Raw genomic sequence first — 16418 nt, forward strand, 5'->3', positions numbered from 1 at the left:
CTCTTCTCCCGGCGCCTCCACCCTCGCGCGCACGCTTTACAGATGAGAGAGAACGTATTTCCAGAACTCCATGGCGAACTGCGGAGGCACACAGATGTGGGCCCGAGGCTGGCGCCAGTAAGCCCAATTCGGGAATCGCTGACGGATCTCCTGCACAGGGATCGGACGCGAGAGCAGCTGAACATCGGCGATATCGGCGATGTATCGGCCATACCATCCTTCGAAGGGATCGTCCTGAAGCCTGGGAGGGCTGATCACCGTTCCGATCGCGACAAGGCAAGAAACAGGACGCCTGATATAAAAGACCACACGATCTCCGGGACGAGCCTGTGCGTCAATAGTCCACCAGTTTCCACCGGGAACCTTCTCTGCAGGAATCCCTGCGGCGAGCATAGCAAGCGGACCAAGATGCTCTTCACTGCCGTGTATGATGTGAAACTGTTGAGCTTTGGACATGGCCCCCTCCTGGCTTTTGAAGGTTTTTTCCTCAATCCTTAGGCTTTCCCTTCAATGCCTGCCGGATACGCTCTCGTGCCTCCCAGAGGGCGGGATCTCCCCGACCGGGCCTCTGCAAGGTTTGCCTCAGGTAACGAATGTTCTGCACCCGGACGCCGCGGACGACCAGATCCGCGAGCACGAAAGCGCGGGAGAAGACCACCACCCCCTCGATCCATGGCTCGCGCCCGATCAGCTCTCGGAGCCGCCCTTTGAGCCACAGGATGTTCCGCAGAATCTGCTGAATGGGATCCTTCTCGATCGGGCGTCCATTTCGCAACAGGCGATCCCCATCGGCTGTGATCCGTCCGGGATGGGACTTGGTTTCCAGGAGGAACATACGGCCTTCACGGGTGATCACCAGGTGATCGATGTTCCCGTAAGGGCTTTCGAGGTCATGGATGACGAAGAAGCCATCGCCCAGTTCTTCCAGGATGCGGCCTACCTGCTCCTCCGCATAGGCCCCTCTCTCGGCCCGACGGACGGCGCGCTCGCCTCGCCGCGCGATCCGATCCAGGAGGTCAGATCCCAGGCGGATCATCAAGGCCAGGGCGAGCAATCCGGCCCCTCCGATGCCCAGCGCGCGGCTCTCGCCGAGGAGGAGGGCCGCAGCGATCAGGAGCAGGCCGCCACCCAGGGTGACCGCCATCAGGATCCGCTTTCGCCGCATCGCCATCGCCCGGGTCGATGCGCCCGCCTCTCCAGCCCCCGGGTTCCTGGGGATCAGCCCAAAAGCGAGGAGGCTGATCCCCAGGATGAGGATCCACAGCAGAATCAAAGCCCCTATGGGAAGGCCGAGCAGATCCGGAACCGAAGCCCCCAGGATCCCCCCCAGGAGCCCGAGGGATCCGAGCGCCAGCCCCTGGATCAGCATGCCCCGAACCCTTCCCCAACGCCGATCCCTGGGATCCATACCGGCCATACGGCCGGCGAGCGTCATCGCCAGCGCCCCGAGCACGAATAATGTTCCGGCAAGCATCAAAAGACCTCGTAGAAGGCCGAAAACCATCACCAGCACTTCTCCCGTGCTCATCCTCTGCCTCCTCCTTGCGGGATCACAGCGAGAGCCTTCCACCTCCTAATCCGTCAGGACACTGTGAGCCCGTCACGATGGGTGGATGTCCGCCCATCCGTTGGCCTCCAGGAACTCTTCGACGCGGTTGAAGGCGTTGAAGAAGAGGGGGGTTCCGGCGAAGGAGAGAGGGGAGACAGGGCCTGTGGTCATAAACGAATACTCCCGGGAGGCGGCATCGAAGGCGGAGTGGGGATCCCGGAACAGCTGATAGAGATCCAGCGCCCGGCTCCGTCCCCCGACCAGCTCCGAGAGGGCGCGGAACTCCTGACCCATCCCGAGCCCGAAACCAAAGAAGAAGATACGCAGCTGATCCACGATCCCCCGATGCAGGCTGGATAGCGTCTGGCTGATGAACATCCACCCTACACCGTATTTGCGGGTCGTGCGGACCGCGTCGATCAGCAGGTCACGAACCGCCTTCTTCTCCGAATCATCGGGGTCTTCGCGCGGCGCCAGCCGGTGGGCTTCGTCCATCAGGACCAGGGTGTTCAGGCTGCGGCTCTCCCGATAAGCCGACTCCGCCGCCCGCAGGATCCCCTCGAGGATCCGCTTGATGACCAGAGCCTGAACGGTCTCCGTCCAGAAGATCGCAGACGATTCAGCGGGCGCGTTCGCGCTTCGGAACAGGGGCAGGGAGGAGGGATCCGGGCCTTCTGTTTTGGCACGCTCCTCCGACAGGTCAATGACCACCAGAGGCCGACTCCCGCCTTCTCGCTTGAAAAGCGGATACAGCAAGGCGTCCACCTTTTGGGCCCCCCGTCGGTCCTCACGGAACAAACTTGCCACCGGGAGCCAGTAACGCGTGTAGAACTCGTTGGCATCCGCGCTCTGATGCATGGATCGAAATCGCTCTCGTGCGTCGCGTGACGGGTAGATCACATTCTGAACCGACTCTTTTCCCAGAAGCGTCCAGGCCGCTTGGAAAGCCTCGCGCGTATACAGGTCAGCTAAGCGAACACGTTGACGCTCCAGCCGGTCGGCCAGGGTCTTGCACGCGCGCTCCCGGTTTTCGCCCGTTGGGATGCTGAGCTGTTCAAAGAAGGGGCTCTCATACAGGATGCGTGCGAAAAGCTCCCAGCGATCCAGCACCAGATCCCGAACACCAACCACCTGAAAGGGTTTGCCCAGCCGATTCAGGATTTGCTTCATAGGAAGCCTGAATTCTCCGGTGGGCTCCCCCCGCAGGTCCTTGGCGAACTCACCCTGAGGGTCCAGGACCAGCAAGGCCATTTGGGGATAGCGGGCATAGGCCAGGAGGATCATCTTGGCCAGCACCGACTTGCCGGAGCCCGTCTTCCCGAAGATCCCCAGATGATAAGCCTCGCCCGCACCGTCCGGGCCGCTGTCGAAGTGCTTAAACCAAAGGGGGAGCTTCGGTGTGGAGCCGTAGACCCGCCCCAGGTAGAACAGCTGACGCTGATAGGGAGCCAGCAAGGCCTCCAGAATCGGATCGTCCACCCGATAGACGGGTGTGCCGGTAGCGGGGACGGTGCCCAGGATGCTGGGGCGGTAGGTGTTCCCATCACGACAGAAGACCGCGCTGACCACCATCTCTCCCTGATGGGTGTCCTGTCGCTCGCTCACCGCATCCACCCGGCCGCGCTGTCGGATCAGGCTTCGCATGGTGGGGTCCTCATGCCAGACGTTCCGCAGCCTTATCTCGGTGATCTGTCCGAGCGCATAGTGGCTTTTGCCATCCTGCTGGAATCGAAAGAGGGCGAATTCGCCCACCAGTTTGCGGTTCACCGCGCTGGCCAGGATGTCCAGCGCCAGCTCGGAGGTAGACGACGGTGAGCCCACCACGCCGATGCGCTCCGCCTGATCGATCTGCTGATCCAGGGAATGGTTCGCCATCGTGCGGCCTCCTTTCCCGGAGAGCTTTATCGACCGCCCTCCGTGCGGTATCCGTGCAGATTCAGGAAGATGTCATCCACATCGCCGGCCCAGGTTTCGGCCAGCTGCTGGCTCATCACCTGGCGCAGGGCAGGGATCGCTCGACTCAGATGCTTCACCATCCGATCGGCCAGATAAAGGGGGTAGGGCTCCAGCATCCCGGGGGCGCTACACTGAGCGCGAAGGGCCTGGATGACGGAGGCCAGCCGGGCCATGTTCCCTGCAATGGAGCGGCTCATCTCCAGCCGGACCGCCGGCAGCCAGGCGCGGGGACGGTAATAAGCGACTTGAATCTCGTTGAGCAGGCTGAGGATTTCATCCCGCAGCTTCTCGGCACCCGGCCGGATGCGACCGGGCAGCAGCTCCAGCTGAAGATGCCAGGGTTGCCGGGGAGGCTCTAAGGGACGTGGGGCGGTAAACTCCCCAGGCTCCAGCAATCCGGTCAGCAGCGCCCGGTCATCCAGGCGCTCCGGCCATCCGAGCTGCCTCCCGATCTCCCGCCGCACCGAGTATTTGGGCACGCCGATCCATGCCCGATCGGTTCGCTGCGCCTTCAGGACATCCCGATAGGCAAGCAGGTAACCCTCCATATGCTTCACCAGGAACTCGGTCAAGCGAAGATCCGGCGCCTCCCGGGCCCGATTCATTGCCTGGTTGAAGTAGATCAGGGGAGTGGTGAGGGAGCCATCCAGGAAGACCACATCGTGAGGGGCCTGAACGGCCAGCTCCAGCTCCATGCCGATCATCACCGCGCGGGCCAGCGTGCCGGTTTCCTCCTCATGTCGTTCCGTCTGCATGTAGGCCCGATGCCGGGGCTCCGGCCAGTGCCGTGTCTCTGAGGGAGGTGTCAGGCCTTCCACCGCCACCGCCACCGCTGCGACCAGGTCCGTGGCGATGAGCCGCTCCACCGCGTATGCTCCATCCACCCCGCAGGTGGTAGGGACGGGAACCGCCGGCAGGTCGCCCTCTCGTTGCAGGAGACCGCTTTCCCTGAGCGCCTGCCGGCGCTCCTGGCGTGCAGCCCGGAGGGCCCGGAGCTCTTCCCCTACGCGATGGCTGAGCGTGCCGGATTGCTCGAGGAGCTCCTCCACCAGGCCCGCCGGGAGCTCTGCGAAAGGCCGCTCCGCCTCCGGGATCATCGTCTTTATCCTCCTTCGTCCACGATCAGGAGATCCAGCAGGCGCTCCGGCTCCCACGCATGCCATCCGTTCACCCGACCCGCCCGGGGCAACAGCCAGCGCTCCCGCCAGTAAGCGGCCAGATCCTCAAAGGGGAGATCTCGATACAGGGGCTCCGCCGCCCGCCCCTCCATGTAGTCCTCCAGGTTGTGGATCAGCGGGAAAAGAAAGGCCTCCCGACGGAGCGCATGCCGAAGGAGAGAGCGGGGAAGCCCCAGCCGCTCCAGCGCCCGCACGCAGGTCTGCCACTTGATCCGCGGCCCCACCCCATAGCCGCCTTTCGTGGAAACCCCCTGAGCCTCCAGAAACTCTCGAAAGAGCGGATACAGGACCTCCAGATGAAAGGTCCCGTAGCCTTCGGTGTAACCCAGGGAAATCGCGATCGGCTCGCCGCGATATTGAAGGCGGTTATACAGGCTGGACCGTCCGAAGGCGCTGGTCGTCGTCAGCGCCACCAGATGCGCAGGCAGGATCCGTCCCTCGATCTCCGTCCGACGGCCGCCGTATTTCCTCTGATAGGCCCGGCGCACCTCGTTCGAGGCCGCAGCCAGGGCGACCAGCTTTCCGCCCAGGAGATCGCTATACGGCGGCACCGCCCCCAGGGTCTGGATGTCCATGGTCTGATTGACCAGCTCCACCTTGCGCCCGGGCGGATACCGGAAACGCCGATCGCGGGGAGGGAAGGAAAGGGGAGGAGACTGGAGCGCCAGGATGCCGATGAGGAAAGGATGTCCGGACGGCGCACGGTTTCCCGCATCCAGGATCAGGAAGCGCAATCTTCTGCCATAGCCTTTGGAATAGGGAAGAGACCAGGTGAGGCGGGCCAGGCGGAAGAGATCCGCCTGCCACGGTTCGACCACTTCCACCAGAACCGGCCGGATCCGTTCGGGGATGATCTGCTCTCCCCGGGCGAAGTAGGGGGAGAGCCTCGGCCAGGCCCAGCGGATCCATTCCTGATGCCCGCGGAGGATGAAGCGGCGCGCTTCCGCATGCAGCCGGCGCAGGGCATCTTTCCCTTCCGGCGCCCGCAGCGTGAGGAGGCCCCGACTCCCGGCATCCACCTCAAACCCCAGGGACCGGAGATGCTCCAGCACCCGGGCCCGCAAGCGCGCTCGCGAAACGCTCATCGCCCGCTCCGCCGGTTCCGCCCCTGCCGATCAGATCCCTCAAACCCAATGATATCACAAAGATGCATGCGTCCGCCGATCCCGGGCTGTCCGGACGGCCCGGGAACGCGGGAGGGGGAGCGCCCAGGTGCTTCGCCGCTCACCCGCTGGTCTTTCCGTTCGGACCACTCGATGCACCGACATTGACACGGACGGATTTTCAGATACCCTGCGATGCAGGAATCCCATCAGCGGAGGGGTGGGCGATGAGGAGCTATCCGGTACGGGTGACCAAGCGGGGCGTCATCACCCTGCCCGCACCGGTGCGCCGCAGCCTGAAGATCCGGGAGGGCAGCATCCTGACCCTCCTGGACCTGGATGGCGCACTGGTCCTGGTCCCCCAGATTCTGGAGACAGACCGCCTGGCGGACCAGCTGGCCGCGCAGTGGCGCGCCCAGGGCATCGACCTGGAGACTATGTTGAACACCCTGCGCGAGATCCGGAGTGAATCCGCCGTTCGCTAAGGTCTTCCTGGATACCAGCGTGATTTTCGCCGCCGTCCTCTCACCCCAGGGAGGCGCGCGGATGGCCCTGCGCCTGGGCGAAATCGGTTACCTGCGCCTGATGGTAGGCCCCAGGTCTTGCGGGAATGCGAAGAGGTCGTGCGCCGCAAAGCTCCCGGTTCTCTCTCCGACCTGGCCCTCCTGCTAAACGCAGCCCACGTGGAGATGACCCCAGAGGCCAGCCCGAAAGCCCCGGAGCAGGCCCTCCAGTGGATCTCTGATCCACCTGACGCGGGGATCCTGGCAGAGGCGTTGGAGGCCAGGGCAGACTGGCTGGTGACTCACGATGCGCGCCACTTCCTGACCCTCCCGCCCGATGCGCTTCCTTTACGGGTGGGCACTCCCGGCGACCTGCTGGGATGGCTTCGTCAGCTTCTTATCCAGCAGGCCGGATGAGCGCTGGTTCGAGGAAGTCGAGAGATGCGGAATTCTTCACTCCCGCTGCAGTCCCGCCGAACCCCAGGGGCGGTAGCGGCGGAAGCGATCGTTCCAGTCGGCAGGGCAGCTTCCCCAAGGATGATTTCCAAATGAAACCGCAGCAGCTCCTTTCACCTCACGCCAAGGCCCGGGAACGCGGGAGGGGGAGCGCCCAGGTGCCTTCGCCGCTCACCCGCAGGTCCTTGCGCTGGAACCACCACCCCGCCAGCAGGAGGAAGACCAGCGAGGCGATCAGCAGCCCCACGAGCCAGTCCACCCGCAGGGAACGGACAGCCTCTCCCCCCTGATAGTATGTGAAAGGCGAAAGGCGGGCCACGGGCTCCAGCCGCTCATCCAGCCGGGCCAGCGCGGTCAGGAAGAACCCCGCAACAAGCAACGTCCCCGCTACCGCCGCCGCGACCCGCCGGGAGGGCAGCGCCAGGCTGAGCCACAAGGACAAGCTCCCGAACAGCCACAGCAGCGCGAACATCGAGAGGAAAGGCGTGAGCATCTCCCATGGCCCCAGACCCAGATGCCGGGAGAGCGGCCGCGCGAGGATCAGGCCCAAATACGAGAGCCCCAGGATCCCCACAGTGGCCACCAGGAAGGCCAGGACGCGGGCGGCGAAGAACGCCCACCGGCTCACCGGCTGCCCGAGGAGCAGATCCAGCTGTCCTCCCTCCTCCAGCCCGGCGATCAGGGCGCTGCCGGCGAGGATGGCGAAAAACCCCAGGATGAGCGGCAGCCAGGAGAAGAACTCCGCGTGCAGATACGTCGCCGGATCCGCGATGTCCTGGATCTCCCCGAAGAAGACGAGCAGCTCCCGGGGATAGGCGCGCAGCAGCTCCTCCCACTGGGCCCGCTGCTCGAAGATCGTGTCATAGAAGGGGATGAGATAGCCCCCCAGCAACCCCAGCCCCAGCCCCCAGCCCACCATCGCCCAGCGGAATCCGGACAGCGTGTAACGAAAGACCGCTTTCATGGATAGGCCTCCGAAGACGCAGGGGACGGCTCATAATACGCCAGGAAGATCTCCTCCAGGCTCGGGCGCTCGGTCTCCAGATCCCGGACCGGGAAGGCCGCCAGGGCCTTGATCAGGGGATCCATCCGCCCTTCCACCTGCAGCAGGAGCTCCTCCCCGTCCTCCCGGCGGAGGAGCTGCACGCCGGGCAGAGCCGTCAGCGGCCGGGGATCCACCGGCCCCTCGAACCGGATGCGCACCCGACGCACGGCGCGGCGGATCAGATCCTCCGTCCCGGCCACCTCCACCACCACGCCCTGCCGGATGATCCCCACGCGGTCGGCCACCTGCTCCACCTCGCTCATGATGTGGGAGGCGAAGAACACCGTGGCCCCCGCGTCCCGAGCCTCCCGCATCAGCCGCAGAACCTCCCGCTGCATCAGGGGATCCAGCCCCAGGGTGGGCTCGTCCAGGATCAGCAGCTCGGGCCGGTGCATCAGGGCCTGGATCACCCCTACCTTATGCTTGTTGCCCTTGGACAGGTTGCGGATGCGGGGACGCAGGTCCAGATCCAGCCGCTCCGCCAGCGCTCGGACGTAGGCCCAGTCCACGGTGTTCCCCCGCATGGCGGCGAAGAGGCGGAGGGCGCCCTCCACGGTCATGTTCTCATCGAAGTGCAGCTCGCCCGGGAGATATCCCACCCGCCGCCGCACCGCCACCGGGTCGCGCTGCGGGTCGATCCCCAGCACCCGGAGGAGCCCCGCGTCGGGGCGGATGAAATCCAGCATGCAGCGGATGGTGGTGGTCTTGCCGGCGCCGTTGGGGCCGAGGAAGGCGAAGATCTCCCCCCGGCGCACCTCCAGGTTCACCCCGCGCAGCGCCCGCACCCGACCGTAGGATTTCACCAGATCGCGGATCTCGATGGCGAGGGCTTCGCGCATCTTTCACGCTCCTTCGCGGAGAGTTCGATCCTCTGCCGCCGCGACCATCCCGCCCGAGCCTCCTCACAGAGCCAGGCCATCATCCTCCGCCCAGGCGCCCACCCTCCGGGCCCGCGGACAACGGACCGGGCGGCGCGCAGCACCTCTCCGCGCCGCCGCCGCGGGTTGAGCCCTTTCTTAGTGTAGTCTTCTGGAAGCTTCGAGGAAAGCCTGCCAGGCTCATGTCCTTGAATGATCGGAGAGGGACAGAGACCACCCCCCCTCTCGTTGCGCCATGGGGTTCAAGCAGGGCAACTGCCCGCAGTTGCCTTCCACCCCATCTCCGATCCTCCGAGAGGAAGAGCCGCGATCTTCCGTCCCGAACCTCCGCCTTCGATGGTGCAAGGGTTGCGGTGAAGATTGCTTCGGCAACCCCGAGATCCCGGTTCTCGATGGCGCAAGGGTCGCGGCTAAAGCCGCTCCTACAAAAAGACGGTTTTTGTAGGAGGGGCTTTCGCCCCGAACCTCCGCCTTCGATGACGCAGGGGTCGCAGTGAAACCCGCTCCGATAAACTCCGAACCCCTGGTTCTCGATGACGCAAAGGGTCGCGGCTAAAGCCGCTCCTACCAACAAACATAAGGATGCCGAAATGAATTTCGGCTTACAACCGGAAGGGCTCCGGCCCTGAACCCTCCGTCTTCGAGGCGGCCGGGGATCGTGGGGGAAGCCGCGCCGCCCGCATCGATCTTTCTCTCCCCTTGTTGGGTCATCGGTTCACGAGGGCCACTGCAGGCTGCTGACCGGCGTCCGGATCTCCGATCACTGGAGGGGAGGAGCCGCCCGCCATCCCCATGCTCGCCCAGGCGCGAGCTCCCTCACTGCCACATCTCCCAGGAAAACGGAGGGGGAGGCCGGCAACGGCCTCCCCCTCCGGAGCGCTCCGGGAAAACCGACCGCTCCTCGGAGCGGCTTACGGCACCGTCACGCACTGCCGATTGTTCTTCAGGTTCCCGTCCGCGTTCTGCGGCACCACCCCGCCGGCGCAATTGGTCGCCGGCTTCTGGTTCACGGTCGCCGTGAACTGGATCTGGATGAAGTATCCCGGCGGCAGCGGGTTGACGGCGGCGCACGAGGCGCCGCTGCAGGACCAATCGGCCGCCGCCGCCGACGGGTTGAAGACCAGGGGTCCGCTGAAGCTCATGGAGCCGGAAGGGTTGGCGGTGTCGGAGATCTGGGTGCCGACGGGGCACGGCCCCGATCCGGCGTTGCTGACCGTCACGACGACCGTGAAGACCGCCGGGTTGCTCGTCGGCTGCATGAGCTTATCGACGACGAGGTCGCACATCCCGGCCGGCGTCGAGGTGGCCGTCGGGGAGGGCGTCAGCGAAGGGGTCGGGGTTTGAGTGGCCGTGGCCATCGGGGTGCGCGTGGGCGTCTTCGTCACAGTGGGCGTCGGTGTGGGGATCAGCTTGCATTTGCCCGCTGGACCGGCGTTATAGATGGACTGGATCTCACCCTGCGTGAGCGCCCGGTTGAAGATCTCCACCTCGTCGATGACGCCGTTGAACGTGCGCGGATAGCCGACGGCACGAATCGGAGCCGCCGTCGATCCGATGGTCCAGGGAATGGCGGGACTGTATAGGATGGTCTTGACCAGCGCCATCTGCGCTTCAAGCGCGCCGTTGACGTAGAGCTTGAAGGTGCTGCTGTCATAGGTCGCCGCTACGTGGTAGAACGTCCCTGCCGGGAAAGTTGAGCTTGAAACGATCCGCTCTGTGGTCATGACGCCGAACGTAAAGACGAACTTCTGTTGTTGCGCGCTCCACGCAAGCGAGATCGGGACGTTCGTGTATCCGGTCGACGGCGGCAATCCTTTCTGCACGATGACGGCACCCCAGAAGTCGTTGTTCGATGCCGGCCCCAGGGGCGCGCCGTTCGGCTTGACCCACGCGTCGATGGTGAACTGCTGATTGGCCAGCGCCGGTGAGTGTGGGATCTCAATGTAGCCACCCGTGCCAAACGTCACGCCTAGACCGACCATACCCGGAACGAAGGTGATCGCGCTGGTCGCCGATGGATTATGGGAGGCCCAGAGATCGAGGGGATTTCCATCCATCGGCCACCAGGCCACCAGGCCCGGAGGAGGCGGGACGCACGGCGGCGTCGGCGTAGGGGATGGGGTGGCCGTGGACTGGCCGTCCAGCGGCGGGGTGGGGTTGCCGACCGCCACCGCCGTCGCCGGGATGGTCGGCTTGGGAGTGGGAGTAGCGACCGGCACAAGGGTGAGCCCGGGGGGCGGGATCGGCGGAGCCTTGCACGCGCCGAGGACCCCCAGAAACACCAGCCACACTCCGAAACGAAGCGCACGCGCGATAGACATCGGGCCCCTCCTTTCAGGATTCTCGGGCTTATCTCCTCATCCGCGCCAAACGGCCGCCGCCCTCGAACCTCACGGCAGCGTCTGGCAAAACGTGTCGTTCGCCGCGTTCCCATCCGCGCTGTTCGAGACGGTGGCGCACAGCTGCGCCGACCCCGAGGAGAGGGTCGCCACCGTCTGGAAACCGGCCGCATAAAAGCCCGGCGGGCTGGCCGGTATGTTGCCGGCCGCCACACAGGTCGTCCCGCTGCAGCTCCAGCCGGCGCTGCCGTTGTATTCGTAGGCCGGAGAGGCGGCCGTGAACGACATGGCGCCGCTCGGCACGCTCAGGCTGAGCGTGGTCGGGGCCGGGCAGTCCGTCCCCCCCACGCTCTGGATCCCAAAGGTCACCACATATTTCCCCGGCGTGGGCGCCTCCAGAAGGCCGAAGTTGGCGGCAAGATCGCACCCGGGGATCGTCGGCAGCGGCGGCGCCTCACCCCCCGACGATCCCGAGGGAGAGGACATCGGGGCCGGCGGCGTGGGGGTTTTCGTCGCGGTCGGCGCGGGAGTCGGGGTGGACGTGGCCGTGGCCGTTGGGGACGGCGTCGGCGTCATCGTCGCCGTCGGCGACGGGGTCGAGGTGGGCACGGCCGTCGGAGACGGCGACGGCGTCCCGGGGGTCAGGGGCGACGGCAGACACGCCGCCAGAGCCCCGAGGATCAGAATCCACCCTCCGATCCGAAAACGTCCCATCGGGCACCTCCTGAAGCGGATGTTCCACTCCGGGTTACGGCGTGACCGGGATGCAGGCCTGATCGTTGGCCGGGTTGCTGTCCCCAGGCAGGCTGGCGCAGTTCTGGAAGGTCTGGCTGTATCCGCCGGGGCCGAAGTAGACGTCGAAGGTGAAGGTGTAAACCCCGCCGGGGCTCAGGGTGACCGAGGGCGCGGAGCAGGTCAATACGCTCGCCGTGCTGCTGATCTGGGAGCAGAGCGGGCCTCCGGCGTAGCCCCCGGAGGCAAGAAGCGTGGACCAGGACGGGTTGGGCTGGTCGGTGACGGTGAGGGGACCGCTATAGGTCCCGGGACCGTTATTGCGGATGACCAGCGTGAATTTGCAGAGGTAGTGGGGGCTGGGGCACTGGACCGTCTTCTGAACGGCCAGATCAAAGGCGCCGCCGGCCGCTGGGGAGGGCGTGGGCGTCGGCGTGGCGGTCGGAGGGGATGCCGGCATCACCGTAAAGGGAATGCAAGCCTGGTTGTTGGCAGGATTGAGATCCTGCAGCAGTAGGCCCACGCAGTTCTGGAACGTCCCCACCGCCCCGATCTGCATCACTACGGTTAGATAGGCGATCCCCCCGGGCGGCATAGTGACCGGGTAATGGGGAGAGCAGTTCACGATCGACCCGCTGGTATAGCAGATAGGGTTGCCGCTGCCCCCGAATCCTGTAAGCGTGAAAGGGACCGTTGGGCTGATGCTATCCCAGACGGGCACACCCCCTGTGTATGAGCCGGGGCCGTTGTTCACCACAGTGATGCTGAAGGTGCAGGTGCCGGTGGACGGATTGCACTGGGCCGTCTTCTGAACGGCCATATCAAAGGCGCCGCTGGCCGTGGCCGTTGGGGAGGGCGTGGGGGTCTTCGTCGCGGTGGGAGATGGCGTCGGCGTCCAGGTGGCCGTGGCCATCGGGGAGGGCGTCGGCGTCATCGTCGCCGTCGGCGACGGGGTCGAGGTGGGCACGGCCGTCGGAGACGGCGACGGCGTCCAGGTGGCCGTGAGGGGCACAAGGGTGAGCCCGGGAGGCGTGATCGGCGGAGCCTTGCACGCGCCGAGGACCCCCAGAAACACCAGCCACACTCCGAAACGAAGCGCACGCGCGATGGACATCGGACCCCTCCTTTCAGCTGGACTTTAGACAAAAATCCTCCTAACCCGGTGACAGGGATCACTCCCACGACTGAAGGAACGCTTGGGTTCGTTCCCGACCCCACCTGATCTGGAAGACGGCCACCAGGACATCCGCCGCTGCGGCCCTGCGGTCAAGGCGCTCTACTCATGAGACGCCCGAAGCCCGGGGGATCTTACAAGCTACCGGCAGCGCACCCGGAGGATGTGCCGCTCCCCCGGGCGCAGCGAGATGGCATGGGGTCCGGAGGGCAGATCGGCCCCATCCCATTCGGCTGCCGTCAAGCCTTCGATGGGGAGATCGAAGCCCATCCCATAGGCCGCCACCCGGATCCCCTCCCCCCGGCGCTGGAGGGTGAGGGTGGCCGGAGGTATGCGGGCGATCTCTGTCGCGCCCGTTTCGATCCGAACGGGCACCTCCACGTTGGGCAGGATCCGGAGCAGGCGGACGGCGGGCGAGGGACCCACCAGCGGGGGGCAATTCCGGTTCTCCACACGCACTTCAGCGGATCCGGACCCCGTGATCCAGAGCCCGAGGGCGGCGGCGGCCAGGCCCAGTATCACCGCGCCCGTCAGGAGCGCGATCCCCAGACCCTTCAGGACGCCCAACCCGGCCGCGCCTGCCGCCCCCACGGCGACCCCTCCCGCTGTCAGGGCCCGCGCCGCCTGGCTCAGGCGCTCCCGGGCCCGCCGGGCGCCCTCCGGCGAAGGGGAAAGCATGGTGAGCCCGCCCAGCCATTCCGCCGCCGAAAGATACCGCCGGCGCGTCTCCTGGCACGCCGCGCAACCCTCCAGATGCCGTCGGAGAGCCCGGCGCAGGTCCGGGGTGAGGGCCGGGGGCGGCTCTTCCGGCCCTCCTGTGATCGCCGTTAGGGTGGGGCATGCCCGCCGGCCCACGCGAAGGAGGATCCAGGCAGCCATCGCCTCCTCGAGATGATCGCGGGCCCGGCTCAGGCGGGTGTGGATGGCCCCGCTGGAGCGGCCGAAGACCACGGCCAGCTCCGCGGGGGTCAGCCCGTGGCGGAGATGCAGATCCAGCAGCATGGCTTCCTCCTCCGGGAGCGCCTGCAAGGCCTCCCGGAGGAACGCCATCCGCTCCCTCTGGAGGATTTCCCTTTCCGCCCCTTCATCCGGCGCTCGGGGTTCTGCCTCCTCGGCTTCCTCCTGCTCCCCCTCCGCCCATCGAACGTGGCGGCGGGATCTTCGGAGAACGTCGTAAATCTCCCGGCGGGCGATGGCGTAGAGGTAAGCCCGGAAATGGCGGGGAGGCTGGCGAGGACGGCCTTCCAGGAACTTGAGGAAGGTCTCCTGAGCCACATCCATTGCCTCATCCGGATCCCCCAGCATGCGGCAGGCCAGATCATAGAGGCGGGGGAAATACTGCTCGTAAAGCCAGGAGAAGGCCTCCGGATCGCCCTGGAGCATCCGGGCCGCGATGGCCTCCTCTGAAGCCTCGAAAGCGGTTGGGGAAAGGCCGGTCGGATTTCCCATCGCGCTCCTTTTTCACGGAATCGATGAGGCCCGAGCTGCCGCTCTGGATCGCTCGCATCCGTCGTCAACGGGCGAATTCGCGGCGGAGCGCTGGGCGCCAGGGGAACCACAGCGCCTCCCTATGGGGAGCGCTTCGGGTTGCCGGCTGCCTCGTGGTTGTCGAGCGCAGCGACCTCCGCCGGGGTGAACACCCGGTTCCGGAGCTCCCATTCATCGCGCGGGGGGATCCCCGGAAAGCGGAGATGCCCATGGGGGGAAAGATCGAGGAAAGCGCCTTGCGCCCTGAGCCCGGCCCCTCCGACCGGCAGGCCATCCGCACCGCAGGCGGGACGGGAACACCGATCCGCCTCAACCGGCGGACCTCTCCCGGATCCTCGCCCTCACGGGATCTCCGGCGATTTCGCCAGATTATACCGCATCCCCGGGAAGGAAAGTTACGAAGGAGCTCGATCTCCACGCATTCCGGGTGGTACTCCACAGGGACTTAGAGGGCGGCATAATAAACCCGATGAATCTCCCCGAGGGCCATCTGCCGCCCGTTCTCACCACATCGGGTTGGCCCTTCCGCTTGCGAGAGGGAACACAGGGCGGGAGTTTAACTCTCCATCGCCTTCGGCTCCTCGAATCCCTGGGGCCTTTCCGCCTCTTTTTCAGATTTCGGAGGAGAGGAGAACACGGGTTGCTCTAACGCTCGTCGTTCTCGAAGACGTTGATACAGCTCCTCCTCAATTTGGGCCTTCGAGGGCCGCCCTTTGCCAGGGATTGGAATGTGATGCGCCTGCATGAAAGCAAGCAGAAAGCGCAAGGTGTGCCTCTCCGCAAAGCCCTGCACCGCTTCCCGCCCCCTTTCCTGAAAATCTTTCAACAGCTCCTCCAGCGCCTGTCGCCAGAAGGCTGGATCCTCAGGGATCTCCTCTCGCTTCCGCCCTCGTCGGGCGGACTGCGTTCCTGAATCCCTTTCCACCTCTGCCCTTGCCTCCAGCCGCTCCAGCAGGGCCCGAAGAGCCCGCGCATCTTGCTCAATCCGATCCAGCAGCCGACGCGCCCGCTCGATCTCCTCGCGCATCCCTCATCCTCCCAGGAATTCTCGAATCTCCTGCCATAGCTTGCGGAGCTCCTGACGAAGATCCTCCGGAACCCTTCCACCCTTTGGAATGCTCTTGCGAACATCCGCCCGCTCCGGCAGAAAGGTCCGCAGCGGGCGAATGGGGATTCCCTTCTCGAGCCACTTGCGGCAGATCGCCCCTACCTGCTCCCAGTAATAGCGGGTCTCCCGCGTGAATCCCCCACGATACAGGCGGGCCCGGTTCATAAAGACCGCCACTTTGGGGAAGGGATGCGGTTGCAGCTGGAGCTCCAAACCCTCCAGCAGGATATTCAGCCCTCGATCCGCAAACACATCCGGATTAACCGGCACGAGAATTAAATCGCAGTTGGTTAGGATGGAATACGAGAGGACCGTGAAAGAGGGCGGACAGTCGAAGAACACATAACGAAAACCGGCGCCGGCCCTCGCGAATTTGAGAACCAGGGCATGAGCGAAGCCTTGCATTTGATCACGGTCGAAGACTTCCAGCGTGAGCCAGTAAAGATCGCTGGTGGCCGGGATCAACCAGAGGCGCTCATGGACTCGGAAAGCCACCCGTCCATCGATAGGGAAATCGAAGTATCCTCCTCCTCGGGTGAACTGGTCAATGGCATCAAAGAGGGTTCGCCTGGCTTCTTGATGGGCTCGAAACCAGCGCTCGAAATCCTCGGGGAACCTCCCGGTTTCTTCGGAAAGCTCCACGGCTGTGGTCAGGCTCATCTGAGCGTCGGCATCGATCACCAGGACCGGGTCCTCCTCGGAGGCGACACGAGCCAGCAGCCAGGTGGCGGTGGTTTTCCCCACTCCCCCCTTGAAGTTCACCGTAGCGATCACCTTCGGCAGACCGCCCATGGCTTCCTCCTTTCCCAACGCCATGCCGGAGAAAACGGCCTTCGTTCTTGCCCCGGCCATCGAAGCCCTCCCTCAAGAGGAGCGATTCAATCTCCTCTCTCCGGAGCGCTTCTCGAC

15 protein-coding genes are annotated in these 16418 nt (G+C 65.3%); 2 read left to right on the forward strand and 13 right to left on the reverse strand.

From position 1 onward, the window contains the following. Nucleotides 1–36: 36 nt before the first annotated feature. The 5 genes from KNN16_RS12175 to KNN16_RS12195 all read right to left on the reverse strand — a co-directional run bounded on the left by KNN16_RS12175 (nucleotide 37) and on the right by KNN16_RS12195 (nucleotide 5768). Nucleotides 37–456, reverse strand: coding sequence for an EVE domain-containing protein (locus KNN16_RS12175; protein WP_303897193.1), 420 nt, complete (start codon nucleotides 454–456; stop codon nucleotides 37–39). 31 nt (nucleotides 457–487) lie between these two features. Continuing rightward, nucleotides 488–1528, reverse strand: coding sequence for a nuclease-related domain-containing protein (locus KNN16_RS12180; protein WP_303897196.1), 1041 nt, complete (start codon nucleotides 1526–1528; stop codon nucleotides 488–490). Between the two features lie 72 nt (nucleotides 1529–1600). Next, entirely contained in the window at nucleotides 1601–3424 is a 1824-nt protein-coding gene (locus tag KNN16_RS12185) for an ATP-binding protein (RefSeq protein ID WP_303897198.1), read from the reverse strand. A 26-nt stretch (nucleotides 3425–3450) separates the two neighbouring features. Beyond that, nucleotides 3451–4602 (reverse strand): DNA double-strand break repair nuclease NurA, encoded by a 1152-nt coding sequence (locus tag KNN16_RS12190; RefSeq protein WP_303897200.1) that lies wholly within the window; start codon nucleotides 4600–4602, stop codon nucleotides 3451–3453. Nucleotides 4603–4607: 5 nt separating this feature from the next. Beyond that, nucleotides 4608–5768, reverse strand: coding sequence for a Druantia anti-phage system protein DruA (locus KNN16_RS12195; RefSeq protein WP_303897202.1), 1161 nt, complete (start codon nucleotides 5766–5768; stop codon nucleotides 4608–4610). 245 nt (nucleotides 5769–6013) lie between these two features. Between KNN16_RS12195 and KNN16_RS12200 the strand changes: the two genes are divergently transcribed. Together KNN16_RS12200 and KNN16_RS12205 are read left to right on the forward strand one after the other, a co-directional pair. Next, complete coding sequence (locus tag KNN16_RS12200; protein ID WP_303897204.1) at nucleotides 6014–6271, forward strand: AbrB/MazE/SpoVT family DNA-binding domain-containing protein; 258 nt, start codon at nucleotides 6014–6016, stop codon at nucleotides 6269–6271. 138 nt (nucleotides 6272–6409) lie between these two features. Continuing rightward, nucleotides 6410–6706, forward strand: a complete 297-nt coding sequence (locus KNN16_RS12205; RefSeq protein ID WP_303897206.1) for a hypothetical protein — start codon at nucleotides 6410–6412, stop codon at nucleotides 6704–6706. Nucleotides 6707–6863: 157 nt separating this feature from the next. On the opposite strand, the gene KNN16_RS12210 is transcribed toward KNN16_RS12205, so the two are convergent. From KNN16_RS12210 to KNN16_RS12245, 8 genes are all read right to left on the reverse strand, one after another. After that, on the reverse strand, nucleotides 6864–7709 hold the full coding sequence (locus KNN16_RS12210) for an ABC transporter permease subunit (RefSeq protein ID WP_303897207.1): 846 nt from the start codon (nucleotides 7707–7709) through the stop codon (nucleotides 6864–6866). Then, nucleotides 7706–8629: an ABC transporter ATP-binding protein gene (locus KNN16_RS12215; RefSeq protein ID WP_303897208.1), complete on the reverse strand. Its 924-nt coding sequence runs from the start codon at nucleotides 8627–8629 to the stop codon at nucleotides 7706–7708. Before KNN16_RS12215 ends, KNN16_RS12210 begins: the two co-directional genes overlap by 4 nt. 950 nt (nucleotides 8630–9579) lie before the next feature. Beyond that, nucleotides 9580–10989 (reverse strand): LamG domain-containing protein, encoded by a 1410-nt coding sequence (locus KNN16_RS12220; protein ID WP_303897210.1) that lies wholly within the window; start codon nucleotides 10987–10989, stop codon nucleotides 9580–9582. A 69-nt stretch (nucleotides 10990–11058) separates the two neighbouring features. Then, nucleotides 11059–11721 carry a hypothetical protein gene (locus KNN16_RS12225; protein ID WP_303897212.1) on the reverse strand — a complete coding sequence of 221 codons (663 nt, stop codon included), beginning with the start codon at nucleotides 11719–11721 and terminating at the stop codon, nucleotides 11059–11061. 34 nt (nucleotides 11722–11755) lie between these two features. Then, complete coding sequence (locus tag KNN16_RS12230; protein ID WP_303897213.1) at nucleotides 11756–12853, reverse strand: hypothetical protein; 1098 nt, start codon at nucleotides 12851–12853, stop codon at nucleotides 11756–11758. A 201-nt stretch (nucleotides 12854–13054) separates the two neighbouring features. Next, on the reverse strand, nucleotides 13055–14362 hold the full coding sequence (locus tag KNN16_RS12235; protein WP_303897215.1) for an RNA polymerase sigma factor: 1308 nt from the start codon (nucleotides 14360–14362) through the stop codon (nucleotides 13055–13057). A gap of 595 nt (nucleotides 14363–14957) precedes the next feature. Continuing rightward, the gene (locus tag KNN16_RS12240; protein WP_303897216.1) at nucleotides 14958–15227 is read right to left on the reverse strand and encodes a hypothetical protein; all 270 of its coding nucleotides are present in this window, start codon (nucleotides 15225–15227) and stop codon (nucleotides 14958–14960) included. A gap of 204 nt (nucleotides 15228–15431) precedes the next feature. Continuing rightward, nucleotides 15432–16301 (reverse strand): ParA family protein, encoded by an 870-nt coding sequence (locus tag KNN16_RS12245; protein ID WP_303897217.1) that lies wholly within the window; start codon nucleotides 16299–16301, stop codon nucleotides 15432–15434. Nucleotides 16302–16418 lie beyond the last annotated feature (117 nt).

This window comes from Thermoflexus hugenholtzii (genome assembly GCF_018771565.1).
Taxonomy (GTDB): domain Bacteria; phylum Chloroflexota; class Anaerolineae; order Thermoflexales; family Thermoflexaceae; genus Thermoflexus; species Thermoflexus hugenholtzii_A.